The 24469-nt window shown below is 72.2% G+C and carries 17 protein-coding genes; 3 read left to right on the forward strand and 14 right to left on the reverse strand.

The window, feature by feature from the left end:
* Positions 1–66 precede the first annotated feature (66 nt).
* From FHX71_RS18940 to FHX71_RS18955, 4 genes are all read right to left on the reverse strand, one after another.
* Positions 67–1245 carry a Gfo/Idh/MocA family protein gene (locus tag FHX71_RS18940; protein WP_182619044.1) on the reverse strand — a complete coding sequence of 393 codons (1179 nt, stop codon included), beginning with the start codon at positions 1243–1245 and terminating at the stop codon, positions 67–69.
* A gap of 76 nt (positions 1246–1321) precedes the next feature.
* The gene (locus FHX71_RS18945) at positions 1322–2374 is read right to left on the reverse strand and encodes a substrate-binding domain-containing protein (protein ID WP_182619045.1); all 1053 of its coding nucleotides are present in this window, start codon (positions 2372–2374) and stop codon (positions 1322–1324) included.
* Between the two features lie 59 nt (positions 2375–2433).
* On the reverse strand, positions 2434–3390 hold the full coding sequence (locus FHX71_RS18950) for an ABC transporter permease (RefSeq protein ID WP_246403433.1): 957 nt from the start codon (positions 3388–3390) through the stop codon (positions 2434–2436).
* A gap of 17 nt (positions 3391–3407) precedes the next feature.
* Positions 3408–4946, reverse strand: a complete 1539-nt coding sequence (locus FHX71_RS18955) for a sugar ABC transporter ATP-binding protein (RefSeq protein WP_182619046.1) — start codon at positions 4944–4946, stop codon at positions 3408–3410.
* Between the two features lie 75 nt (positions 4947–5021).
* On the opposite strand from FHX71_RS18955, the gene FHX71_RS18960 reads away from it, so the two are divergent.
* Positions 5022–6203: an ROK family transcriptional regulator gene (locus FHX71_RS18960; RefSeq protein WP_220490200.1), complete on the forward strand. Its 1182-nt coding sequence runs from the start codon at positions 5022–5024 to the stop codon at positions 6201–6203.
* A gap of 66 nt (positions 6204–6269) precedes the next feature.
* Here the strand turns inward: FHX71_RS18960 and FHX71_RS18965 are convergent, their stop codons facing one another.
* Both FHX71_RS18965 and ligA read right to left on the reverse strand, forming a co-directional pair.
* On the reverse strand, positions 6270–9308 hold the full coding sequence (locus FHX71_RS18965; RefSeq protein ID WP_220490201.1) for a 3-keto-alpha-glucoside-1,2-lyase-like domain-containing protein: 3039 nt from the start codon (positions 9306–9308) through the stop codon (positions 6270–6272).
* 210 nt (positions 9309–9518) lie between these two features.
* Positions 9519–11927 (reverse strand): NAD-dependent DNA ligase LigA, encoded by a 2409-nt coding sequence (ligA, locus tag FHX71_RS18970; protein WP_182619047.1) that lies wholly within the window; start codon positions 11925–11927, stop codon positions 9519–9521.
* A 157-nt stretch (positions 11928–12084) separates the two neighbouring features.
* Between ligA and FHX71_RS18975 the strand changes: the two genes are divergently transcribed.
* The gene (locus tag FHX71_RS18975; protein WP_182619048.1) at positions 12085–13617 is read left to right on the forward strand and encodes a flavin-containing monooxygenase; all 1533 of its coding nucleotides are present in this window, start codon (positions 12085–12087) and stop codon (positions 13615–13617) included.
* 113 nt (positions 13618–13730) lie between these two features.
* Here the strand turns inward: FHX71_RS18975 and FHX71_RS18980 are convergent, their stop codons facing one another.
* The 5 genes from FHX71_RS18980 to FHX71_RS19000 all read right to left on the reverse strand — a co-directional run bounded on the left by FHX71_RS18980 (position 13731) and on the right by FHX71_RS19000 (position 18111).
* Positions 13731–14921, reverse strand: coding sequence for a cytochrome P450 family protein (locus FHX71_RS18980; protein WP_182619049.1), 1191 nt, complete (start codon positions 14919–14921; stop codon positions 13731–13733).
* Between the two features lie 47 nt (positions 14922–14968).
* On the reverse strand, positions 14969–15580 hold the full coding sequence (locus tag FHX71_RS18985; RefSeq protein ID WP_182619050.1) for a GTP-binding protein: 612 nt from the start codon (positions 15578–15580) through the stop codon (positions 14969–14971).
* Positions 15561–15914 (reverse strand): DUF742 domain-containing protein, encoded by a 354-nt coding sequence (locus FHX71_RS18990; RefSeq protein WP_182619051.1) that lies wholly within the window; start codon positions 15912–15914, stop codon positions 15561–15563. Before FHX71_RS18990 ends, FHX71_RS18985 begins: the two co-directional genes overlap by 20 nt.
* A gap of 110 nt (positions 15915–16024) precedes the next feature.
* The gene (locus FHX71_RS18995; protein ID WP_220490202.1) at positions 16025–16438 is read right to left on the reverse strand and encodes a roadblock/LC7 domain-containing protein; all 414 of its coding nucleotides are present in this window, start codon (positions 16436–16438) and stop codon (positions 16025–16027) included.
* A complete protein-coding gene (locus FHX71_RS19000) occupies positions 16435–18111 on the reverse strand; it encodes an ATP-binding protein (RefSeq protein WP_182619052.1) in 1677 nt (558 codons plus the stop codon). Before FHX71_RS19000 ends, FHX71_RS18995 begins: the two co-directional genes overlap by 4 nt.
* Before the next feature lie 318 nt (positions 18112–18429).
* Here FHX71_RS19000 and FHX71_RS19005 point away from each other — a divergent pair, with 318 nt between their 5' ends.
* Entirely contained in the window at positions 18430–20634 is a 2205-nt protein-coding gene (locus tag FHX71_RS19005; protein ID WP_182619053.1) for a prolyl oligopeptidase family serine peptidase, read from the forward strand.
* Between the two features lie 78 nt (positions 20635–20712).
* Here FHX71_RS19005 and FHX71_RS19010 read toward each other — a convergent pair whose 3' ends face one another.
* The 3 genes from FHX71_RS19010 to FHX71_RS19020 all read right to left on the reverse strand — a co-directional run bounded on the left by FHX71_RS19010 (position 20713) and on the right by FHX71_RS19020 (position 24289).
* Positions 20713–21750, reverse strand: a complete 1038-nt coding sequence (locus tag FHX71_RS19010) for a uroporphyrinogen decarboxylase/cobalamine-independent methonine synthase family protein (RefSeq protein WP_182619054.1) — start codon at positions 21748–21750, stop codon at positions 20713–20715.
* Positions 21751–21863: 113 nt separating this feature from the next.
* Positions 21864–23129 carry a tRNA 2-thiouridine(34) synthase MnmA gene (gene mnmA / locus FHX71_RS19015; protein WP_182619055.1) on the reverse strand — a complete coding sequence of 422 codons (1266 nt, stop codon included), beginning with the start codon at positions 23127–23129 and terminating at the stop codon, positions 21864–21866.
* Positions 23126–24289 (reverse strand): cysteine desulfurase family protein, encoded by a 1164-nt coding sequence (locus tag FHX71_RS19020; protein ID WP_246403434.1) that lies wholly within the window; start codon positions 24287–24289, stop codon positions 23126–23128. The genes mnmA and FHX71_RS19020 overlap by 4 nt, the downstream gene beginning before the upstream one ends.
* Positions 24290–24469 lie beyond the last annotated feature (180 nt).

A 24469-nucleotide genomic window follows, 5' to 3' on the forward strand; every position in this document is an offset into this window, starting at 1 on the left:
CCCGGCCCGCCGCGGACCGGCCCGAGCGCATCGCTCAAGCCGGTCCCTGTGCTGGTCCGAGTCGGGTCAGGCGAGGGACACCCACCCTCCCCCTCCTGCGGCGCTGCGCTCGACGCCGTCCAGCACCCGCTGGACGCGCAGGCCGTCGGCGAACGACGGCGTCGGCTGCCGCCCGGCGGCCAGGTCGCCCATCAGGTCCACGACCTGGTGCGTGAACGCGTGCTCGTAGCCGAGCCCGTGCCCGGGCGGCCACCACGCCGCCACGTACGGGTGCTCCGGCTCGGTGACGACGATCCGGCGGAAGCCGGCGACCGCCGACTCCTCCGTCGCGTCGTAGTAGTGCAGCAGGTTCATGTCCTCGAAGTCGAAGGCCAGGGAGCCCTTCGACCCGTTGACCTCCAGCCGGATGGCGTTCTTGCGGCCCCAGGCGAACCGCGTCGCCTCGAAGGTCGCCAGCCCGCCGCCCGACAGCCGCCCCAGGAACACCGCGGCGTCGTCGACCGTGACCTTGCCGGTGCGGCCGGCGTCGGCCACCCCGGACAGGCCCGAGGACGACACCGCCTCCGGACGCTCGTGGACGAAGGTCTCGAGCAGGCCGCTCACCCCGGTGAGCGACTCGCCCGTGACGTGCTGCGCCAGGTCCACCACGTGGGCGCCGATGTCGCCCAGGGCGCCCGAGCCCGCCTTCTGCTTGTCGAGGCGCCAGGACATCGGCGCCTTCGGGTCGGCGAGCCAGTCCTGGAGGTACTGCGCGCGCACGTGCCGCACCTCGCCGATCCGGCCCTCCTGGACAAGCTGCCGGGCCAGGGCCACGGCGGGCACGCGACGGTAGGTGAACCCCACCATCGCGCGCACGCCGTGCTGGGCCGCGGCCTCGGCGGCGGCGGACATCGCCTCCGCCTCGGCCACGGTGTTCGCCAGCGGCTTCTCGCACAGGACGTGCTTGCCCGCCTCCAGGGCGGCGACCGCGATCTCCGCGTGCGTGTCGCCGGGCGTACAGACGTCGACCAGCCCGACGTCGTCCCGGGTCAGCAGCTCCTGCCACCCCGTGACGGCGTCGTCCCAGCCCAGCCGGTCCGCCGCCGCACGGACCGCGGCCCCGTCCCGGCCCGCGACCGCGCGCATGCGCGGTACGAGCGGCAGGTCGAAGAACCGCGGCGCCGTGCGCCAGGCCTGCGAGTGTGCTGCCCCCATGAACGCGTAGCCGACCATGCCGACCCCGAGCTCGCTCGTTGCTGTACTCATCCCGCGCCTCCCCCCCACTGTCGTCTCACCGTCGTGCAGCACGCCCGAGCGGGCGTCGTCCTGATGCGTCACAGCGTCAGGAGTCGAAGCCGATGGGCAGGTACTCCTCGACGTTGTCCGCCGTGACGACGGGCGCGAAGAGCTGCACGGTGCGGGGGACGCCGAGCGAGGCGAGGTCGCTGACGGTCTTGTTCTGGGCGACCAGACGGGCGAGCTTGACGCCGTCCGCGGCCTGGGTGGACGGGTAGATGACCGTCGCCTTGACGACGCTCTCCGGGTCCTGGATCTCCTCCATCATGTTGTTGGAGCCGGCGCCGCCGACCAGGAAGAACTCGTCCCGGCCCGCGTTCTCGATGGCGGCCAGGACGCCGATGCCCTGGTCGTCGTCGTGGTTCCAGATGGCGTCGATCTGCGGCTCGGCGGACAGCAGGTTCGCCGTCTGCTCCTCGCCCGACTCGACGGTGAACTCGGCCGCGACGCGCGCGTCGACGTCGAGCCCGCAGTCGTCGAGGGCGTCCGCGAAGCCCTGGCTGCGGTCCTGGGTCAGCGGCAGCGAGTCGATGCCGGCGATCTCGGCGACCACGGCGTCCGGGTTGTCCCCGAGCTGCTCGCAGACGTAGGTGCCGGCGCTCACGCCCATGCCGTAGTTGTCGCCCAGCACGGTGGCGCGGGCGGCGAACGGGCTGGTGAACTCGCGGTCCACGTTGATGACGGGGATGCCGGCCTCCATGGCGTCGAGGGCCACGTCGGTCAGGGCGGCGCCGTCGAACGGGAGGAGCACGATGGCGTCCACGCCCTGGTCGATGAAGCCCTCGATCTGGCTGATCTGCACGTTGACGTCGTTGGTGCCCTCGGCCACCTGGAGGTCGACGTCCTCGTACTTCTCCGCCTCGGCGCGGGCGGCACTCGTGATGGCACCCATCCAGCCGTGGTCGGCGGCGGGTGCGGAGAACCCGATGACGACCTCGTCGCCGGGCTCGTCGTTCTCGGTCACCGTGACGGGACCGGCGGCGGTGTCCTCGCTCTCGCGGGGCTCGTTGCTGGTGCATCCGGCGACGACGAGCGCCGCGCAGGCCGCGGCGACGACGGCGCCGGAGACCCGGCGCGTGCGAACAATGGACGAGGTCATCGTGATCTCCCTTGATCCGGGGTGGAAATGCTGGGTTGGCTTGTGAGGTCTGGGTGGCGCTAGGTGGTCGAGACGCGCTCGCGCGACGCGAACCACTGCTGCAGCAGCACGGCGCCCACGATGATCGCGCCCTTGGCGATCGCCTGGACCGAGCTGTCGAGGTTGTTCAGGACGAAGACGTTGGTCAGCGTCGAGAAGATGAGGACGCCGAGGACGGTGCCGGTGATGGTGCCGCGGCCGCCGGCGAGCAGCGTGCCGCCGACGACGACCGCCGCGATGACGTCCAGCTCCAGCAGCGTCCCGTGGGTGGAGGAGCCGGCCGTGGTGCGGGCCAGCAGGATCACGGCGCCGATGCCCGCGGTCAGGCCGGCGAGCCCGTAGAGGTACAGGGTGTGCCGCTTGATCTTGATGCCCGCCAGCCGGGACGCCTCCGGGTTTCCGCCGACCGCGACCGTGCGGCGGCCGAACGTGGTGCGGTTCAGCAGGAACCAACCCGCCGCCGCGACCACGACGAAGATCCACACGATCACCGGTACGCCGAGCGGCCGCGCCTGGAAGACGTCGAAGAACGGCTCGACGTCGACGATCTGGGTCTGCCGGCCCGCGATGATCTCTGCGAGCCCGCGTGCCGCCGCCAGCATCGCCAGCGTCGCCATGAACGCCGGCATCTTGCCGTAGGCGACCAGCAAACCGTTGATCAGGCCGGCCACCAGGCCGACGGCCAGCGCGGTCACCACGATGACCCACCAGCCGTAGTCCTCGGCCGCGTACTGGGTCGCCAGGGTCGAGGCCCAGACGGACGCCAGTCCGACCACGGCTCCGACCGAGAGGTCGATGCCGCCGGAGGTGATGACGAAGGTCATGCCGATGCTCACCACGCCGGTCACGGCCGCGAGGCTCAGGACGGTGATGAGGTTGCCGGTGCTCCAGAACCGTTCTCCGGCGGTCGCCACACCCACGACGATGAGCAGAATGAGGGCGAGCACGAGGCCACCCATCCGCAGGGCCGGACCCATGAGGGCCGATCGTTGGCTCACGCCACACTTCCTTCCATGACCAGGTCGAGCACGGCGTGCTCGTCGATTTCACGGGCCGGGCCCTCGTGGACCGCCTTGCCGTCGGAGATGACCAGCACGCGGTCCGCGAGGCCGAGCACCTCGGGGATCTCGCTGGACACGACGATCACGGCGGCGCCGTCGTCGGCCAGGCGGCGGATCAGGTTGTAGATCTCGGAGCGCGCGCCGACGTCGACGCCCCGCGTGGGCTCGTCGAGCAGCAGGACACGGCAGCCGTGCACGAGCCAGCGGGCGAGCAGCGCCTTCTGCTGGTTGCCGCCCGAGAGCGTGCGGGCATGGCGGTCCACGCCGGCGGGCCGCAGGTCGAGCGCCTCGACCTGCTCCCGCGCCGCGGCGCGCTCGGCGCCCTCGTCGAGCAGCCCACCGCGTGCGATGCGCGAGAAGGTGGACAGGGTGATGTTGCGGTAGACCGGCTCGTCCAGGAGCAGGCCCTGGCTCTTGCGCTCCTCGGGGCACAGGCCGATCCCCGCACTCACGGCGGCGTCCACCCCGGAGCGCAGGCGCTTGCCGCCCACGCGCACGGTGCCCGACGTCGCCCGCCGGGCGCCGTAGATCGTCTCCAGGATCTCGGAGCGGCCCGAGCCCACGAGGCCGGCCAGGCCGACGATCTCGCCGGCGCGCACCGTGAGGGAGACGTCCGCGAAGACGTCGCCGAGCCCGAGGCCCTCGACCTGGAGCACCGGGTCTGCGTCCTCGGCCACACCGGGGCGGTCGGGGAACGCGTACTCGACCGACCTGCCGGTCATGAGCTGGATCAGCTCCTTGGTCGGGGTGTCCGCCACGACCAGGCTCTGGGCGACCGTGCGGCCGTCCTTGAGCACGGTGATCCGGTCGCCGAGCTGCCGGATCTCCTCCAGGCGGTGCGAGATGTAGACGACGGCGACGCCGTCGGCCGTGAGCTCGCGCACGATGCGGTGGAGGTTGCCGACCTCCTCGGAGTCCAGCACGGCGGACGGCTCGTCCATGATGACGACGCGCGCGTCGCGCGACAGCGCCCGGGCGAGCTGGACGATCTGCTTGCCCGCGGCGGGCAGCGAGCCCACCTCACGGTGCGGGGAGATCTCCTTGTGACCGAGCCGGTCGAGGATCTTCCGGGTGTTGCGGGCCGCCTCGGACCGGCGGGTGACGCCGCCCGTCGCGAGCTCGTGGCCCAGGTAGATGTTCTCGGCGACGGTCAGGCCGTCGACGACGTCGAGCTCCTGGTAGATGGTCGCGATGCCGAGCCGCAGGGCGGCGACGGGGTTCGCGATGGTGACCTGCTGCTCGTCGATGAGGATCTCGCCCGCCGTGGGCTGGTGGGCTCCGGCGAGGGTCTTGATCAGGGTGGACTTGCCTGCCCCGTTCTGGCCCAGCAGGCAGTGCACCTCGCCGGGACGGACCTCGAGGTCCACACCGTCGAGCGCACGCGCGCCAGGGAATTCCTTCACGATGCCGCGCATCCGCAGCAGGGGCTGCTGCGCCGGCTGCTCTGTCGGTTGGGGGTCCGCGTCGACCATGCTCTGAACGTAGAGGGACTTCTGCCGATGGTCAAGCAAAAGTCGCGACTTTGTTGTCCATGATTGACTAGAGACATGGTGGAAGTGGCACGGGACGTGGTCCAGCAGGTACCCAAGGTGTCCGGAGCGGGAGATATGTTCCAGCTCCTGCGCGACGGCAGACCCCGCACACGGGCGGATCTCGCCGCCGTGACGGGACAGGCGCGCTCAACGGTAGCGGCGCGCATCGACCTGCTGATGGCGGCGGGTCTGATCGCGCCCGCGGGCGAGGCGACGTCGACCGGCGGCCGCCCGCCCGCGACGTTCGCGTTCGCGCCGTCGGCCCGTGTGGTGCTGGGTGTGGACCTCGGCGCGACGCACGCGCGGCTCGCCCTGACCGACCTCGCCTCGACGGTGCTGGCCCAGCGCGACCTGCCGCTGCTCATCACGGACGGGCCGGACCTGGTGCTCGACCGCGTGGCCGAGACCGGCGCCGAGCTGCTGCACGAGGCGGGGCGCACCACCAGCGACCTCGCCGGCGTCGGCGTCGGCCTGCCCGGGCCCGTGGAGCACGCGACCGGCAAGCCGAACAACCCGCCGATCATGCCGGGCTGGGACAACGCGGACGTGCCGGAGATCCTCGGCTCCCGGTTCCACGCGCCCGTGCTCGTGGACAACGACGTGAACATCATGGCGCTCGGCGAGCACCGCGCGGCCTGGCCGGGCGTCGCCGACCTACTGTTCGTCAAGGTCGCCACCGGTATCGGCGCCGGGATCATCGCCGACGGCGCGCTGCGCCGCGGGGCCCAGGGCTCCGCGGGCGACATCGGGCACGTCGCGGTGCCCGGCGTCACCGACATCGCGTGCCGCTGCGGCAACGTGGGCTGCCTGGAGGCCATCGCCAGCGGGCAGGCGGTCGCGAGCCGGCTGGAGGGCGCCGTCACGTCCGCCGACGTCGTCGCCCTGGTCCGGGCCGGCGACGTCGCGGCGAGCCAGGCCGTGCGCCAGGCCGGCCGGGACATCGGCGCGGTGCTCGCGACCAGCGTGAGCCTGCTCAACCCGTCGATGATCGTGATCGGCGGCATCCTGGCGGACGCCGGCGAGCACATCGTGGCCGGCATCCGCGAGGTCGTCTACCAGCGGTCGCTGCCGCTGGCCACGCAGCACCTGCGCATCGTCACCGCGCGGACCGGCACGCAGGCCGGCGTGCTCGGCGCGAGCGCCATGGCGGTCGACCAGGCCCTGTCGTCGGACGCGGTGGACCGCCTGGTGGCCTGACCCCGCTCCCCCACGTGTCAGACGCCCAGGTCCCTCCGGGGACCTGGGCGTCTGACATCTGTGGGGCTAGCTCAGGTCCTTGACCCGGACGTCGCGGTAGCTCACCGCCTCGCCCTGACCGTGGTTCTGGAGCCCGATGAACCCCTGGGCGAGGTCGCGCGCGGGGTCGGTGCTGACGAAGTCGTTCACCAGCTCACCGTTGAGGACGACCTTGATCGTCTGCCCCTCCACCCGGATCTCGTAGGAGTTCCAGGACCCGACCGGCTTCAGCGCCCGCTCCACGGCCTCCGGGTCCGCGCCCTGGAAGGTGTAGATCGCGCCCGTGGTGCGATCCGCCTCGTCGGTGGCGTCGATCTGGATCTCGTACCCCTGGTTGACGGCGACCCACGGGTCGTTGCCCGGGTTCGGGAAGCCGACGAAGACACCGCCGTTGTCGTCCTTCTTGAGCTTCCAGTCGAGCTTCAGGCTGTACTCGTTCAGCTCCGTGGAGTGCCAGAGCAGACCCATGCCACCGTTCCCGCGGATCGTGCAGTCGGCCTGGCGGCCGAACGAGCCCGGGCCGGCCATGTTCCAGCCGTCCAGCGAGGCCAGCGTGCCGTCGAACAGCGCGGTGTAGCCACGCTCGTACTTCGCGGGGCGGCAGATGTCCGCCGCGCCCGCGCCGACCTTGAGGGCGTCGAGGTTGACGTTGCCGTCGTCGTCCTCGTCGTAGCGCACCGTGATGGTGTTGACGCCCTTCTTCAGGGACAGGTCCCGCGTCGCCGTCGCCCACGTCTTCCAGTCACCCGTGGACTCCAGCGCCCACGGCTCGACCTCCTGGCCGTTGACCAGCACCGAGACCGTCTTGGTGCCCTCGAACGGGTTCGGCCCGTTCGAGTAGCGCAGGCTCACGGGCTGGCTGCCCGCGCGCTTGGCGGTGGTGGTGAAGGTCGCGGACGCGCCGGGGCTCGTGAAGCCGGCCGCGAAGCCGGAGCCGGAGTAGCCGCTGTGCTCGTTGGCCACGTTCGCGCTGCCGCGGAGCGTCGCCTCCTCGGCCTCGTGGTAACCCTGGGCCGCGGGCGCCTTGTAGCCCGGGATCGCGTTGAGCGTGTACCAGGCCTCGGTGTTCCACAGCTCGCGGCCCTCGGCGTCCGCGAACGGGCGCGGGCTGCGCAGGTGCACCACGTAACCGGGCTGGCGCCCGTCCACGGTGAGCGTCACCTTGGTGCGGTCCCGCGAGACCTTGGCGCCCGAGACGAAGAGCTGCTGCTCGTCGACCTTCGGCCCGCCGTAGGCGCGCGTGGGCACGTAGCGCCAGTGGTCCATGCGGAACGCCGCGTTCGGGTCCTCGGCGATCTTCGCGACCGTCTCCGCCGACAGCGGCTGGGTGTACTCGACCTCGAAGCCCTTCTTGGTCACGCGCATCTCGGTCATGTCGAAGGCGTCCTCGCCGTTGGGCGTGAGCTTCTGCAGGCCGTAGCGCAGCTTGCCGGGCTCGCTCCAGTTGCCGCCCTCGCCGATGCCGCCCACGTAGAAGGCGCCGTCGGGCCCGACGACGGTTCGGTTCACGCCCGCCTCCAGGCCGGCCGAGTGGCGGAAGACGGCACCCTGGTACTCGCCGTCGACCTTCTCCAGGAAGCCGCGCTGCAGGCCGCCGTACGTCACGTCACCGAAGGCGAGCTGACCCTCGTACGGGCCCTCCTCGATCTGCACCGGGGCGCTCGGCGAGTTGCCGATCTCGTTCTGCGGCACCCACAGGGCCGGGGCCGAGACGGACACGTCGTCGTAGGGGCCGGCCGGGTTGGTGAAGTGGTTGTAGAACTTGCCCTGCTCGATGTGCACCAGCTTGGAGCTGGGCAGCCAGGCGCCCTGGTTGTCCATCACGAACAGCTCGCCGTCCGGGCCCTTGACCATGCCGTTCGGCGTGCGCAGGCCGCCGGCCACGTACTCGACCTCGCCCGTCCTGCGGTCGATCCGGATCGCCGTGCCGCGGTTCTCCGCGGGCTGCGGGTCCGTGGTGGCGCCGCCGTTGTTGATGGCGACCGACAGGTTGACGTAGAAGTACTTCCGGTCGTGCAGCAGGCCGAACGCGAACTCGTGGAAGTTGCCGCCGAAGGGCCACTCGGCCACGGTGCGGTGGTCGTCGTAGAAGCCGTCGCCGTCGGGGTCCGTGAGCTCGGTGAGCTTGTCGCGCTCCGAGACGTAGATCGAGTCGCCGATGACGGCGATGCCCATCGGGTTGAACAGGTCGGTGGCGACCTTCTCGTACGTGACCTCGTCCTTCGAGGTCTCGCCGGTCACGTTGTCGAGCAGGAAGACCTCGCCCGGCTCCGGGTCCTCGACCCAGCCGCCGGGGCTCACCGAGCCGGACGTGACCACGGCGAGGCGGTCGTCGTCGGTCCAGTCGAGGCCCGCGACCATGGGCTCGAAGCCCTCGGGGCGCAGGTCCGTCAGCGTGTAGCCCGGGTAGACGGAGTCGAGGCGCATGCCGTCGCCCGCCGAGTCGCCCTGGCCCTCGCAGTACTTGGTGCCCGGGGCCGTCACGCGCACCACACCGGCCTCGGTGCTCAGCACGCTGGACGGCACGACGACGAAGCCCGAGGTGCCCGGCGTCCGCCACTCGAGCTTGAGGATGTTGTCGTTCGTGTTGTCGAAGTACTCCACCCGCAGGTCGTGGAACCCGGCGGTGAGCGCGACGGTGCCCTCCTTGGGCGTCGCCTCGTGCAGGCCGTCGTGGTCGATGACCTGGGCGTCGTCGATCACCAGGCGCGAGCCGTCGTCGCTGGTGAGGCGGAACTCGTAGTTCCCGTCCGCGGGCACGTCCAGGTTGGCCAGCGCGTGCGCGATGAAGCGCTCGCCCATGCCGAAGTCGGCCTCCGTCGAGTAGTCGATGGTGGGCTTGAGCTGGTCGACGTTCGGCGTCTGGCCCGAGCGGAGCGTGCACAGCTCGCTGAGGTCGCGGGCCAGGTCGTAGGTGCGGAGGGTGACGCCCGGCTCCTGCGGCGGGAGGTCGTCCGCCGCCGTCGCGACGGGGACCGTCCCCGCGAGCGTGACCGCTGTCAGTGCCACGGCGGTCGCGGCTGCGGCTGCCTGTCTCGTGCGGGTCTTGGTACCACGTTGACGCATGAGCTCTCCTCGGTCGGCGTTGACCTTGCGGAGAGAACCTACGGGGGACTTCTGTCGGGCGTCAAGCAAAAGTCGTCAGATGCTGAGCGTTACCGACTCGCGTGTCAGACGCCCAGGTCACGCGGGTGATCCGGGTACAGCAGTTGAGTGCGGGACTTTCGCCCTTTCACACGCTGTGGAAGGGCGAAGATCCCGCACTCAGCGAGAGGGTTACAGGGCTTCCGGGCCGCCCTCCAGGAGGGTCTTGAAGCCGTCCTCGTCCAGGGTGGGGATCTCCAGCGCCTCGGCCTTGGCGGCCTTCGAGCCGGCGTTCTCCCCCAGCACCACGTAGTCGGTCTTCTTGGAGACCGACCCCGAGGCCTTGCCGCCCGCGGCGAGGATGGCCTCCTTGGCGCCGTCGCGCGTGAAGTCGACCAGAGAGCCCGTGACCACGACGGTCAGCCCGGCGAGCGGGCCCGTGGGCTCCGTGTTCGCCTCGGCCATCGCCGCGGGGCCGGGGTGCCCCGGCGTCGCGAGCTGGACCCCGGCCTCGCGCCAGGCGGTGAGGATGTCCTGGTGCCAGTCCACCGCGAGCCAGGCCTTGATCTCCGCGGCGATCACGGGGCCGACGCCCTCGACGGCCGCCAGCTCCTCCTCCGACGCCGCCTCGATCGCGTCCACGGAGCCGAACCAACCGGCCAGCGCCCGGGCCGCGACCGGCCCGACGTGCCGGATGTTCAGGGAGACGAGCATGCGCCAGAGGTCCTTCGTCTTGGCGCGCTCGAGCTCCTCGAGGAGCTTGGTCGCGTTCGCCGACGGCGCCCAGTCCAGCAGCGTCTCGCCCGCCTGCTCGGCGGCGACGCGCTGCGCCTTGGCGTGCACGAGCTTGCGGCGGAACGGGGTCCGGCGGCGCACGACGCCGTCGTCGTCCATCTTGGGCAGGCCGGTCTCGGCGTCCCGCACCACCGCCTCGATGGGCAGGAGCTGGTCGAGCGTGAGCGAGAACAGCCCGGCCTCGGTGACCAGCGGCGGCGTCTCGGGCACGTCCGGGTGGGTGAGCGCCGCGGCGGTCACCTCGCCGAGCGCCTCGATGTCGAGTCCGCCGCGGGAGCCGATGTGCTCGACCCGGCCGCGCACCTGCGCGGGGCAGGACTCCGCGTTGGGGCAGCGCAGGTCGACGTCGGCCTCCTTCATGGGGCGCAGCGGCGTGCCGCACTCCGGGCACTCGGCCGGCATGACGAAGTCCTCGCGGGGGTAGCCGTCGTCCGCGAGGGCGGACACCGGGCCGATGATCTCGGGGATCACGTCGCCCGCCTTGCGCAGCACCACGACGTCGCCGATGCGCACGCCCTTGGCCCGCACCACGTCCTGGTTGTGCAGCGTGGCCTGGCGCACCGTGGAACCCGCGACCAGCACCGGCTCCATCACGGCGTACGGGGTGGCCCGGCCGGTGCGGCCGACGCCGATCTGGATCGCCAGCAGGCGGGTGTTGACCTCCTCCGGCGGGTACTTGAACGCGATGGCCCAGCGCGGCGCGCGGCTGGTCGAGCCGAGCGTGCGCTGCTGCTCCAGGGCGTCGACCTTCAGGACGATGCCGTCGAGCTCGTGCTCGATGTCGTGCCGGTGCTCGCGGAAGTACTCGATCATCTCCAGCGCGCCGTCGAGGCCGTCGACCACCCGGTTGTGCGGGGAGACGGGGATGCCCCACCGCTCGAACAGGGTGTACGCGTCGGACTGCCGCGCCAGGGGCTCGTGCTCGCCCGCCTGCCACTGCAGGGCGCCCACGCCGTGCGCGTACATGCGCAGGCCCTCGACGCGGGCGATCCCGGCCTCCAGCTCAGGGCCGTCCTTGTTCTCCAGGAGCTGCCGCAGGCCTCCCGCCGCCGCGTTGCGCGGGTTGGCGAACTGCGGGAAGCGGCGGAGCGCGGCGAGGCGTGCCTTCTCGACGTCGAACTCCTTGCCGCCGGGCTGCCGCTCGGCACGCTCCCGCGCCGCGTCCACGAGCCGGTCGCGGAGCGTCGCCTGCAGCTCGTTGAGCCGGGCGAAGGTCGCCACCGGGATGAACACCTCGCCGCGCACCTCGACCAGGTCGGGGTGACCCGTGCCTTCCAGCTGCTGGGGGATCCCGGCGATGCGCAGCACGTTGCGCGTCACGTCCTCGCCCACGCGCCCGTCGCCGCGCGTGACGCCCCGGACCAGGCGGCCCTTCTCGTACACGAGCGAGATCGCCAGGCCGTCGATCTTGACCTCGCACAGCAGGCCCGGGGTGTCCGTGCCGAGGTCGCGGTGCACCTTGTCGGCCCACACCCCGAGCTCCTCGGTGCTGAACGCGTTGTCGAGCGACAGCATCTGCTCGATGTGCTCCACGGTGACGAACCCCGCCGTCGCGACACCGCCGACGCTCTGCGTGGGCGACTCCGGCGTCACGAGGCCCGGGTGTGCGGCCTCCAGCTCCTCCAGCTCGCGCATCCGCACGTCGTAGTCGGCGTCGGACGACATCGGGGAGTCGTTCTCGTAGTAGGCCCGCCGGTCCTCCTCGATCCGGGCGACCAGCTCCGCCCATCGGCGCTGCGCCGCCGCCTCGTCGCCCACGTCGGCCGGTCCCGGGATGCCTGTCGTCTCGCTCACGGACACAATCATGGCGTGAACCACTGACATTCGAGCGGTCACCTTGGGGAGCTTGCGGCGAAGACGCTGCCGACCTGGGCATTCGCCTAGATCCGCCCACTATCGCGCTGGACCGCGTCCCGCTACCATTCGAGCAAAATGCCGCAAATCTACTGAGAGCAGGGGTCCCTTGAAGATTGCCGTCGTCGGAGCCGGATTCGCAGGTCTCGCCACCGCGAAAACCCTCCGCGAGTTCGACCACGAGGTCACCGTCTTCGAAAAGGCGCCGGATGTCGGCGGGGTGTGGAGCGCGACCCGCCGGTACTCCGGTCTCCGGACGCAGAACAACAAGGATTCGTACGCGTTCTCGGACCTGCCGATGCCGCGCGAGTACCCGGAGTGGCCGACCGGCGAGCAGGTCCAGGCCTACCTGGAGCGGTACGTCGCGAAGTTCGAGCTGCGCCCCTACCTCCGCCTCGCGACCGAGGTCGTGCGCGCCGAGCTCACCGACGCGGAGGACGGCTGGATGCTGACGGCGCGCCGCATCGGCGCCCCCGTCTCGGCCCCCGAGCGGTTCGACCACCTGGTCGTGGCCAACGGCATCTTCTCCGACCCGGTCTTCCCGCAGTACGAGGGCTACGCCGACCTGGTCCGCGCGGGCGGCAAGCTCGTGGCCTCCAGCCAGCTCAACAACCTGGAGGACGCCCGCGACAAGAACGTCGTGGTGGTCGGCTACGGCAAGTCGGCGTGCGACGTCGCCGCCGAGATCGGCGTGGTCGCCGAGTCCACCACCGTCGTCGCCCGGCGCCTGCTGTGGAAGATGCCCAAGCGCATCGCCAACTCCCTGAACATGAAGTACCTGCTGCTGTCCCGCCTCGGCGAGGCCCTGTTCAAGTACCAGGAGCTGCCCAACGGCATGGAGCGGTTCCTGCACGGCCCCGGGGACAAGGTCCGGGCCGGCATGCTCTCCAGCATCGGGTCCGTCGCGACCTGGCAGTTCAAGCTCAAGAAGCTGGGGCTCGTGCCTCGCGGCGAGTTCGCCGACATCGCGAACAGCACCGTCTCGCTCTCCACGGACGGGTTCTACGAGCAGGTCGCCAGCGGCGCCATCAAGGTGCACCGGGACACGGAGATCCAGCGCTTCGAGGCCGACGGCGACAAGCCGGTAGCGGTCCTCAGCGACGGTGCCCGCATCCCGGCCGACCTGGTCGTCTGCGGCACCGGCTTCCACCAGCGCGTGCCGTTCCTGGACGACACGGTGGCCGCCCGTCTGCTGGACGAGGAGGGCAACTACAAGCTCTACCGCCAGATCCTGCCCGACGGCGTGCCGAACCTGACCTTCGCGGGCTACAACTCGTCGCTGTTCTCCCCGCTGTCCGCCGAGGCCGGCGCGATCTGGATCGCCGCGTACCTGGGCGGCGTCGTGGACCTGCCCTCGGTCGAGGAGCGGCGCAAGCACGTGGCCGAGCGCGTGGCCTGGATGGAGCAGCGCACCGGCGGCAAGCACGCCCGCGGCACCAACGTCATCCCGTTCTCGATGCACCAGATCGACGAGACCCTCGACGAGGCCGGCGTGAACATCAGCCAGCGCGCCCAGGCGATCCAGTGGCTCCTGCCGATCGACCCGTCCGTCTACAAGAGCGTGGTGCCGCGCCTCAAGGAGCGCATCCGCGAGCACGGCCCCAAGGAGCAGCGGGTCGGCTCGGACACGTCCGTCGGCTGACCACCCCAGGACCGTCCGTCTGCGACACAGTCAGGACGCACAGCGGGCCCGGCCGAGCGATCGGCCGGGCCCGCGGTGTGTCCGGTGTGGTGGTTCGAGCCGGCGCGAGAAGGTCAGCCCACGAGCGGGGACGTGAAACGCACCGGCAGGCTGCGCGGGTAGCGCGACCACGGCGAGACGGACATCTTGATCGAGTCCGACGCCACCGTGAGCTGCATGTCGAGGATGCGCCGCAGCAGGGTGTCCACCGCGATCCGGCCGATCAGCGGGCCGATCCGGTGGGCCGGGCAGGAGTGCGCGCCCGCGCCCCACGTGAGGTGGAACCGGCTGCCCAGCTCCTCCCACGGGTCGTCCGTGCGGATGGCCCGGTCGGCGTTCGCCGCCGCCACCGCGGGGACCAGCGCGTCGCCGAGCGCGATCCGGCGTCCGCCGAGCTCGCAGTCCTGCCGGGCGAACCGGGGCAGCACGTGCGGCGCCGGCGGGTGTCGCCGCGAGACCTCGTCCAGGGCGTCGTCCAGGTCGAGCCGGCCGCGGCGCACGCGGGCGGCGAACGCCGGGTCGGTCAGGATCATGTGCAGGGTGCTCGCGATCCAGGCGATCTCGGCGTCGTGCCCGAGGCTGAACATCACGCCGATCGAGGCCATCACCTCGACGTCGTTCGCGTGGTTCGGGTGGTTGACCAGGGCCGTGGTCAGGTCCTCGCCGGGCTCGGCCCGGTGCGTCGCCACGAGCACGGCGAGCAGCGACTCCTGCTCCCGGGCCGCGGCACGAGCCTTCTCCTTGCCCGCGTACACGGCCTCGGTGAGCTCGTGCATCTTGTTCCCGTCGGACAGGCTCATGCCGAACAGCTCGGTCATGACCATGACGGGGACCGCCACGGCGTAGTCCTTGACGAGGTCCGCCTCGCCGCGCGGCATGAGGCGGTCGATGATCGCCTCGCACGTCACCGCGACGGTGCGGGCCAGCCGCTTCTCGTCGACGGACCCGAGGGCGTCGTCGAGCGGGGCGCGGAGCCGGCGCTGCTGCATCCCGTCGAGGAAGTAGGCGTTCTCCCGCGGGGCGAGCGCCGCGAAGACGCCCGAGTCGGCGGGCAGGGAACGCTCCTGGACGTAGCGCCAGTTGCGTGAGTTGCGTGAGAACAGCAGCTCGTTGCGCATCACGCTGCTGGCCTCGTCGTAGCCGAGCACGAGCCAGGCGGGGACGCCCGGCTCCAGGTCCATGGGCGCCACCGGGCCCCACTCGTCCCGCAGCCGCTCGTAGAGCTTGTGCGGGTCACGCGCGGTCGTGATGTCCGACAGCTGCATCCGGTCCGGAATGTCTTCCAGGCGGCGATGCAGTCTGTTGGCCAACGTCACGCGTTGACCTTCTGGAAGACCGGGAAGGTCATTGCGTGCTCGACCAGCGTGATGAGGGTCAGGACGGCGGACTGCCGGTCCCGGGCGTCGCACTCGACGATGGGCGTCTCCGGCAGCAGGTCCAGCGCGGCACGGACCCGCTCCAGCGGGTAGTCCGGCGAGTCCGGGAACTGGTTGACGACCACCGCGAACGGGATCTTGGTGCGCAGCTCGAGCTGGTCCAGCACCTCGAAGCTGTCCTCGAGGTGCCGCGTGTCAATCATGACGAGCGCGCCGACGGCGCCGTCCGCCAGGCCCGCCCACAGGTCCCAGAAGCGGCGCTGGCCCGGGGTGCCGAACAGGTAGAGCGCGATGTCCTCGGTCACGGTGATGCGACCGAAGTCCATCGCGACCGTCGTCGTCTCCTTGTTCGGCAGCCCCGGGTCGATGCCCACGCTGGCCGTCGTGATGCGCTCCTCGGTGCGCAGCGGGTCGATCTCGCTGACCGCGCCGATCAGCGTCGTCTTGCCCACCCCGAAGGCACCCACGACCAGGATCTTGACCGACCGTGCGACGGTCGGCGCCAGATGCTGTCCGGGCACCGTGCGGTCAGAGCTTGCGGAGTCCATCGAGAATCTTCTCCAGGATGTCCTTGCCGGGCAGGACGTGCGCTTGATGGTTGGAACGAATCGTCAGGTTTCCCGCGTCGACCAGGTCGGAGACCATGACCGCCACGAGACTTACCGGTAGCTGCAGGTACGCGGCCACCTCGGCCAGCGCGAGCGTGCCCTGGCACAGCTGCACCAGCTCACGCTCCAGCCGGCCCGCCGTCGAGAGCACGGGACGGCTCTCGACGGCGCGCACGAGCGTCTCCGGTCGCAAAGTGTTGCGCGACGGGTGCGCCCGCCCCGAGGTGAGCACGTACGAGCGCACCGGGTGGTCGCGGTACTCCTCGGTGTCCATCCCCTCGCCCCCTGTTGGTCGATCAGGTATCGGTCGAGCTGGTGGTGCCTGATACGGCCGGGCCGCGAACGGCCCGGGTACTGCTTTCCATGACGACGCCGGAGGCGGGGTCAGCTGGTGATCCGGTCCGTACCCAGCGTGCGCTCACCGATCATGAGCACCTGGGCCTGCATCTGCTGGGCAATCAGCGCCGGGTCGATCACCGTGTCCGTGATGACCGCCAGGCGGGAGCCGTCGCCGGCCCCCCGGACGAACAGGAAGCCGCCGTCGAACTCCACCATCACCTGGCGGATCGTGTCGCTGTTCCCGAACTCCCGGCTCATTCCGATCCCCAGTGCCGCCAGGCCGGCGCATGCGGCCGATACCTTGTCTGCGACGTCGAGCGGGGTCTGGTCGGTCCGAACCTTCATCAGCCCGTCGGAGGTGAGCACCACTACATGCTTGACCCCCCGTACACCACTGATGAGCTCGAGCATCCAGCTGTTGCCGTCGGTGCTCGTCATGCCGTCGGCCTGCGTAGTCATCGGTCCTCCGAAGTTCCGCCGGCGCCAGCCGACGGTTCGCTGCTGTCAGGTGAGTCCCCGAACCGCGCCTCGCTCGAGCTGAAGAAGGCGCCCATCCACTCGCCGGCCTCCTCGGCCGTCTGAGCGGGACCGGTGTCCTCGGTGCGGAGCTCCGGGCCGGGCTCGGCCCGGTCACCCGGCGAGCCCGCCTCTCCACGGCGGGACCGCCGCTGCGGGAGCGCGTGCGGCTCAGGGAACTCGTCATCCTCAGGGCGGGCTCGCCCTGGGCGTAGGGGCAGCTCGTCCGGGGCCTTCACGTGAGCACCGGCCACGGGCGTCTCCTCCTCGTCGTCGACCACGTCGCCGCGCGCTGTGAGCGGCTCGACGGGTAGCACGGTCGCGGCGTCAGGCGCCGCAGGGGCTGGCCACTCGTCGTCCTCGGCGGGCTTCGCCGCGGGCAGCTCGGGGGCGAGCGGTGCCTCCACGACGGCGGTGGCCGTACGGCTCGACGCCAGGGCGGCGACACCGGTGGACGGGACGTTGGCGCTCGGCAGGGTCGCGGCCGGCGTGAGCATGCCGGACGGCACGACGGCCTCGGTGAGCTCGGCCGGGATCATGACGATCGCGCGGAGACCGCCGTAGACCGACTCGGTGACGTCCACGCGGAAGCCGTGGCGGCGTGCGTAGGTGCCGACCACGGCGAGGCCCGTCTGCGGGATCTCGCCCAGCTCGGTGATGCTGATCTCGCGCTTGCCGGAGGCGATGTCGCGCGCCTGCTCGAGCTGCTTGAGGTCGAGACCGACACCGCAGTCGTCGATCTCGACGACCGCGCCGCGCTGCACCTGGCGCAGGGCGACGAGCACCTGCGTCGTGGGCGGCGAGGACTGCGTGGCGTTGGACAGCAGCTCGGCCACGAGGTGGATGAGCGGCTCGACGATGCGCGCGGAGACGGCGACGCCGGGGTCGCCCGACACCTCGACGCGGTGGAACGCGGTGATGCGGCTCGCGGCGCCCTTGACGACGTCGGGCAGCGGGAGCGGCTCGCTCCACTGCTGGCCCGGCCACTCGCCGCACAGGGCCGCGAGGCTCTGGGCCTGGCGGGCCTGCTGGGCGGCGGCGTGGTCGACGCGCATGGAGGTCTGCAGGATGTCCGGGTCCGTGGGGTGGCGCTGCACCATGCGCGCCGCCTCCTCCTGGATCCGGTGCGCGGCGGCCTGGACCTTGCGGCTCAGCGCGACCACGGCGACCTGGACCGCGTCGCGGCGGGCGACACGCTCCTCCTGCACGCGGGCGAGCATGCCGGCGGCCTCGTCGAGCCGCGCCTGCGCGCGGGCGTCGCCGGGCAGGTGCGGCAGCGGCGGGGCCGGCTCGCTCTCGAGGAAGGCGGGCAGCTGCTCCTTCGCCAGGGCGTCCAGGGCCTTGGACGCGGCCTCGGCGCGCTCCTCGGCCCGGCGGTAGGCCAGGAGCAGGTCCTCGTGCGAGGCGAGGTCGTCGCGGGAGGACCGCGCTGCGATCAGGGCCGCCGCCACGGCGAGCCCGACGGCAGCGATGCCGACGAGCCAGGCGGGCCACGTGGAGCTGGCGCCGGTGGCGGTGAACAGGACGGGTGCCACGAGCACGTAGGCCAGCACGCCGGCGACGCACACCCAGGGCGCGACCTGGCGCAGCCTGCTGGGCGGAGGAGCAGAAGACATCGAGCTCACCGAGCCGATCCCCCAATAGTTGTGTCGTCAGAGTCCGGTGTCCGGGCACGGTGGATGCCGCCTGGACCTCGAACTCGGCTGAAGAGGGCGAACAACCCCCTGGAGTGCAGTTTCTACCACAGTGCGTCCCACGCGTGGAAGGGCACGGCCGTGGTGCGAAGTGCGAAAATATGTGCCAGTGAGGAATGGGGAGAGCCCGTGGTCCGGTAACCCCCCAAATCAGCAAAAAACGGGCACATTCGCTTCTGGCGTACGGCAAGCGGGCCCTCTGCGGACGACGCCCGCGACCGGCCGCGTAGGGTGCTCGACATGAGCGCCGAGCACACCCAGACCGACCCCCGAACCGCTCTCCCCGACACTCCCCTGGACCCCGCGACGGACCCGTTCGCGTGGCTCGAGGACGTCGAGGGCGAGACCGCCCTGGACTGGGTCCGCGAGCGCAACGCGCACAGCGCGGCCGTGCTCGGCGGCGACCTCTTCACGGCGGTCGAGGGCGAGGTCCGCGAGGTCCTCGACTCGGACGACAAGATCCCGCACGTCTCGAAGGTCGGCGAGCACTACTACAACTTCTGGCAGGACGCGGCGCACCAGCGCGGCCTGTGGCGCCGCACCACCCTCGACTCGTACCGCACAGCGGACCCCGAGTGGGAGACGGTGCTCGACCTGGACGCGCTCGGCGAGCAGGAGGGCGAGAGCTGGGTCTGGCACGGCGCGAGCGTGCTGCGCCCGACGCCGGAGCAGCTCGCGGCGGGCGAGCCCCGCCGGCACGCGCTCGTCGACCTGTCGCCCGGCGGTTCCGACTCCGACGTGACGCGCGAGTTCGACCTCGTGACCAAGCAGTTCGTGGCGCCCGAGGACGGCGGGTTCGTCCGGGCCGAGGCGAAGGGCGGGCTGTCCTGGGTCGACGCCGACACGGTCTACGTGTTCACGGACTTCGGGGCCGGCACGATGACGCCGTCGGGCTACCCGCGCCAGGTGAAGCGGTGGACGCGCGGCACGCCCCTGGCCGAGGCGACCCTCGTCTACGAGGGCACCGAGCAGGACATGTACATCAGCGCCTCGCGCTCGCACACGCCGGGCTTCGAGCGCGACCTGGTGCACCGCGCGCTGCGCTTCTACGCCAACGAGACGTACCTGGCCACCGGCGTCGGCACGGACGAGCAGGCCCTCACCAAGATCGACGTGCCGGACTCGGCGAACGTCGGCCTGCACCGCGAGTGGATGCTGGTGCGGCTGCGCGACGACTGGACGCCGTCGGGCACGACCTACCGCGCCGGCTCCCTGCTCGCCGCCCCGTTCGACGACTTCATGGCCGGGTCGCGCGACCTGACGGTCCTCTTCGAGCCGACGCCGACGACGTCGCTCGCCGGGACCACCTGGACGCGGCACCACCTCGTGGTCAACGTGCTCGACGACGTGAAGAACCTGCTGCACGTGCTGACGCCGCCCGACGCCTCGGTGGTCGAGCCTGTCGAGACCCGGGTCTCGACAGGCTCGACCAGCGACAGCGGGTGGGTGCGCTCCGACCTCTCCGTGGGCGGCGAGCTGCTCACCGTGGGCGTGGGCGCGGTGGACGTCGTCGACGCCGACGACGTCTGGGTGGTCACGACGGGATACCTGACGCCGTCGACGCTGAGCCTGACCACCGTGGGCGCGGCGCAGGAGGCGCCGGAGGTGCTGAAGTCGGCGCCGTCGTACTTCGAGGCCGCGGGCCTGGAGGTCAGCCAGCGCTTCACGGAGTCGGACGACGGCACGCGCGTCCCGTACTTCGTCGTCGGCCGGGCGGACCTCGTGTCGGGCGAGAGCGGTCCCGCCCCGACGCTCCTCTGGGGCTACGGCGGGTTCGAGCACGCGATCCTGCCGGGGTACTCGGGCACGATCGGGCGCGCGTGGCTGGAGCGCGGCGGGGTGTACGCCGTGGCGAACATCCGCGGCGGCGGCGAGTACGGGCCGGCCTGGCACCAGGCCGCGCTCAAGGCCGACCGGCACCGCGCGTACGAGGACTTCGCGGCCGTGGCCCGCGACCTCGTCGCCACGGGCGTGACTGTGCCGGAGCGGCTCGGGATGGAGGGCCGCTCGAACGGCGGGCTGCTGGCGGGCAACATGCTGACGCAGTACCCGGAGCTGTTCGGCGCGATCATCGTGGGCGTGCCGCTGCTGGACATGAAGCGGTACTCGCACCTGCTGGCCGGCGCGTCCTGGATGGCCGAGTACGGCGACCCGGACACCGCCGACTGGGAGTTCCTGCGCAGGTACTCGCCGTACCACCTGTTCGACGCCGCGCGGGAGTACCCGCCGGTCCTGTTCACGACGTCGACCAAGGACGACCGCGTGCACCCCGGCCATGCCCGCAAGATGGCGGCGCTCATGCTGGCCGCGGGCAAGGACGTGACGTACTACGAGAACATCGAGGGCGGACACGGCGGCGCGGCGAACAACGCGCAGGCGGCGTACATGGCGGCGACGCACTGGACGTTCCTCTGGAACCGCCTGTCGACCACCCCGGCCGCCTGACCCTCTCCTTCGAGACCTAAGTTTCTTCGCTTTGACGGGCGTCAAAGCGAAGAAACTTAGGTCTCAAAGAGAAGGGGGTCAGGCCTCCGCCTTTTCGGCCAGGGCCTCCGCCACTCGGCCCAGGTTGGCGAGCTCCGTGCGGTGGGCGTCCGCCGACCCGAGCTGGCGGCGCGGGGCGGCCAGCAGCGTGACGTCGGCGAGCTGGGCGGCGGGCAGGCCGATGCGTCGCCACGGCACCCCGACGACGTCGGCGAGCTGACCCAGCGCCGGCCCCGCGCACTGCGACACCTGCGCGGGCGGCAGCCCCGCCCACAGCCCGGTGCCGCGCTCGACGGCGCGGGCGATCAGCTCCCAGGCCTTCTCGTTCCAGCCGCCCGGCCCGACGTCGGCCAGGTCGAGCCCCAGCGCGTCCGCACCCGCGAGCACCACCGGGGGCACCCCGACCCAGGTGCCGCCGAGGTGCACCACCGACCGGGCGCCGACGTCGCGCACCGCGGCCAGCACCGGCTCCAGCCCGCCGACGATCCCCGGGCCGTCCACAGCACGCAGCCGCGAGAACCCCGAGAACGTGGGCAGGACGCCCGCGTGCACCTGCCCGAGCAGCGGCTCCGCGAGCTGCACCGTCACGGCGGCGCCGGGCACCTGGGCCACGACGTCGGACACCAGGGTGCGCAGGCCGTCGGCCAGGGCGAGCGCGAGCTCGGCGCGGGCGCCGGTGTCGGCCAGCACGCGGTCGCCGCGGGCCGACCAGAGCTGGGCCGCCAGCGTCCACGGCCCCAGCACCTCCACCGTGAGCGCGCCCGTGTGGCCGTGCGCGGCGATGGCGAGCGCGCCGAGGTCGTCGCGCCAGAACGCGTCCGCGCGCCGGGCGTCCGCGCCGGGTCGCTCGGTGAGCTTCCAGCCGTGCGGGCCGAGCTCGACGGGCATCTCGGTCAGCAGCGCCGCCGTCCGCCCGAGGGCGTCCGCGCCGGGGCCGCGCTGCGTGAGCTGCGTCAGGAACGGCACCGGGTCGACGCCGGTGGGCAGCTCCGCGAGCTCGCCCAGCGCCGTCTGCTGCGCCTCGAGCACGTCGCGCTCGCCGCCGGGCCAGGGCCCGTGCCCGCTCACCGCAGTCATCGGCTCTCCTCGTTCAGGGGTCGTTCAAGCATCGTGGTGCTGATTCTCCCGGACGCGCCGCCGTGCGCGGTACAGCCGTGCCTGGCACAGCCCTGCGCGGTACCGCCCCGCAGCTACCTCTCGGCCGGAGCGCGCCAGGCGCGCGCGACCGTCGCCTGCCCCAGCACCCGGGTGCCGCGGTAGACCACCACGGACTGCCCCGGCGCGACGCCGCGCAGGGGCGTGCCGGTCAGCTCGATCTCCATCGCGGGGCCGACGGCGTCCGCCCCGGAGCCGTCGGCGCCGGAGCCCTCGACGACGGAACCCTCCGCGCCCGGGGCACCCCCGCCAGCGGCACCCGCATCAGCGGCACCCGCCCCGGAGACATCCCCACCGACAGCCCGTACCCGCGCCGGCACCGGCGCCCCGTGCGCGCGCACCTGCACCTCGGCGTCGAACCAGCCGTCCGGCTCGTGCTCCAGCACGCCGTCGAACCACAGGGCCTTCTCCCCCGCGATCCGGTCCACGCTCAGCAGCTCGGCGGGCCCCACGACCACGGTGTTCGTCGCGGGCTGCACGTCGACCACGTACCGCGCCCTGCCGTCGGCGGCGGGGCGGCCGAGCGCCAGCCCGCGCCGCTGGCCCACGGTGAACGCGTAGGCACCGTCGTGGGCGCCCACCACCTCGCCGTCGACGTCCACGACCTCTCCCGGGCGGGAACCGAGCCGGGACTGCAGGAAGCCGCGGGTGTCGCCGTCGGCCACGAAGCAGATGTCGTAGGAGTCCGGCTTGGCCGAGACCGACAGTCCGCGGCGCGCGGCCTCGGCCCGCACCTCGTCCTTGGACGCGAAGGCGCCGAGCGGGAACATGGCCCGCGCCAGCCGGTCGGGACCGGCGACGGCCAGCACGTAGGACTGGTCCTTGGCGTCGTTCGGCGAGCGGTGCAGCTCGCGCACGGTGCGCGGTCCGCCGTCCGCCTCCGTGCCCGACGCCGCGACCTCCCGCGTGACGATCTGCGCGTAGTGGCCCGTCGCGACGGCATCGAACCCGAGGGCCGTCGCCTTGTCGAGCAGGGCCTCGAACTTGATGTGCTCGTTGCAGCGCACGCACGGGTTGGGGGTGCGCCCGGCCTCGTACTCCGACAGGAAGTCGGCGACGACGGTGTCCTCGAAGCGCTCGGACAGGTCCCACACGTAGTACGGGATGCCCAGCACGTCGGCGGCGCGGCGGGCGTCGCCCGCGTCCTCGATGGAGCAGCAGCCCCGGGAGCCGCTGCGGAACTGGTCCCGGTTGCGGGACAGCGCCATGTGCACGCCCACGACGTCGTGCCCCGCCTCGACGGCGAGCGCGGCCGCGACCGCGGAGTCCACGCCGCCCGACATGGCGGCCAGCACCCTCACGAGGCACCGCCCATCGCGCGGCCGGACACCAGGCCCGCGGCCTGCGCCCGGGCGACGACCTGCGGCAGCGCGGCGACGAGCCGGTCGACGTCGGCCTCGGTGGAGGTGGCGCCGAGCGTGAAGCGCAGCGCGCCGCGGGCCTCGGCCTCGGGGACGCCCATGGCGAGCAGCACGTGCGACGGCTGCGGCACGCCCGCCTGGCACGCCGAGCCCGTGGACGCCTGCACGCCGGCGGAGTCCAGCAGGTAGAGCAGCGAGTCGCCCTCGGCGCCGGGGAACGTGAAGTGCGCGTTGGCGGGCAGGCGGTCGCCCGCCGGCTCCGGGCCCCGCAGCACGGCCGACGGCGCGGCGACGCCCACCCGGGCGACGAGGTCGTCGCGCAGGGCGCGCAGCCGGGCGGCGCGCTGGGGCAGGCAGCCGACGGCGTGCCGGGTGGCGACGCCGAACGCCGCGATGGAGGCGGCGTCGAGCGTGCCGGACCGGACGCCGCGCTCCTGGCCGCCGCCGTGCAGCACCGCGTCGAGCGCGAGGTCGCGCCGGGCGAGCAGGGCGCCGACGCCGACCGGTCCGCCGAGCTTGTGGGCCGAGACGGTCATGGCGTCCACGCCGGACTCCGCGAAGTCGACCTCGGTCTGGCCGACGGCCTGCACGGCGTCGGTGTGCACGGGGATGCCGTAGGGGCGCGCGGCGCGCACCACGTCACGGACCGGCTGGATCGTGCCGACCTCGTTGTTGGCCCACATGACGCTGATCAGCGCCGTCTCGGCGGCGTGGGCGGCGAGCTCGGCGCGCAGGGCGTCGAGGTCGAGCCGGCCCTCGCCGTCGACGGGCAGGAGCACGATCTCGGCGCCCGCGTGGCCCGCGAGCCAGAAGGCGGGGTCGAGCACGGCGTGGTGCTCGACGGCGGAGACGAGCACGCGGGTGCGGCGCGTGTCCTGCGCGCGGCGCCCCCAGAAGATGCCCTTGATCGCCAGGTTGTCCGCCTCGGTGCCGCCCGAGGTGAAGATGACCTCGCTGGGCCGCGCGCCCAGCGACTTCGCGAGCGTCTCGCGCGCCTCCTCGACGGCGCGGCGGGACGTGCGGCCCGCGGAGTGCAGCGACGACGCGTTGCCGGTGCGCTGCGCCTCGGCGACGTAGGCCGCGAGCGCCGCCGCCGACATCGGCGTGGTCGCGGCGTGGTCGAGGTACGCGCCGTCGGGCTCGCGGGTGGGTTCGCCGTGGGCGCCGCTCGCCGTCAGGGGCGTGCGCGCCGGGCCAGGGGGCGGGGTGGTCACGATCATCAAGCATACGAACGCATCCGGCCCGGGAACGCTTCCCGGGGTGTGAGCCGCGCGATGCTC

The organism is Promicromonospora sukumoe (genome assembly GCF_014137995.1).
Taxonomy (GTDB): Bacteria; Actinomycetota; Actinomycetes; order Actinomycetales; family Cellulomonadaceae; genus Promicromonospora; species Promicromonospora sukumoe.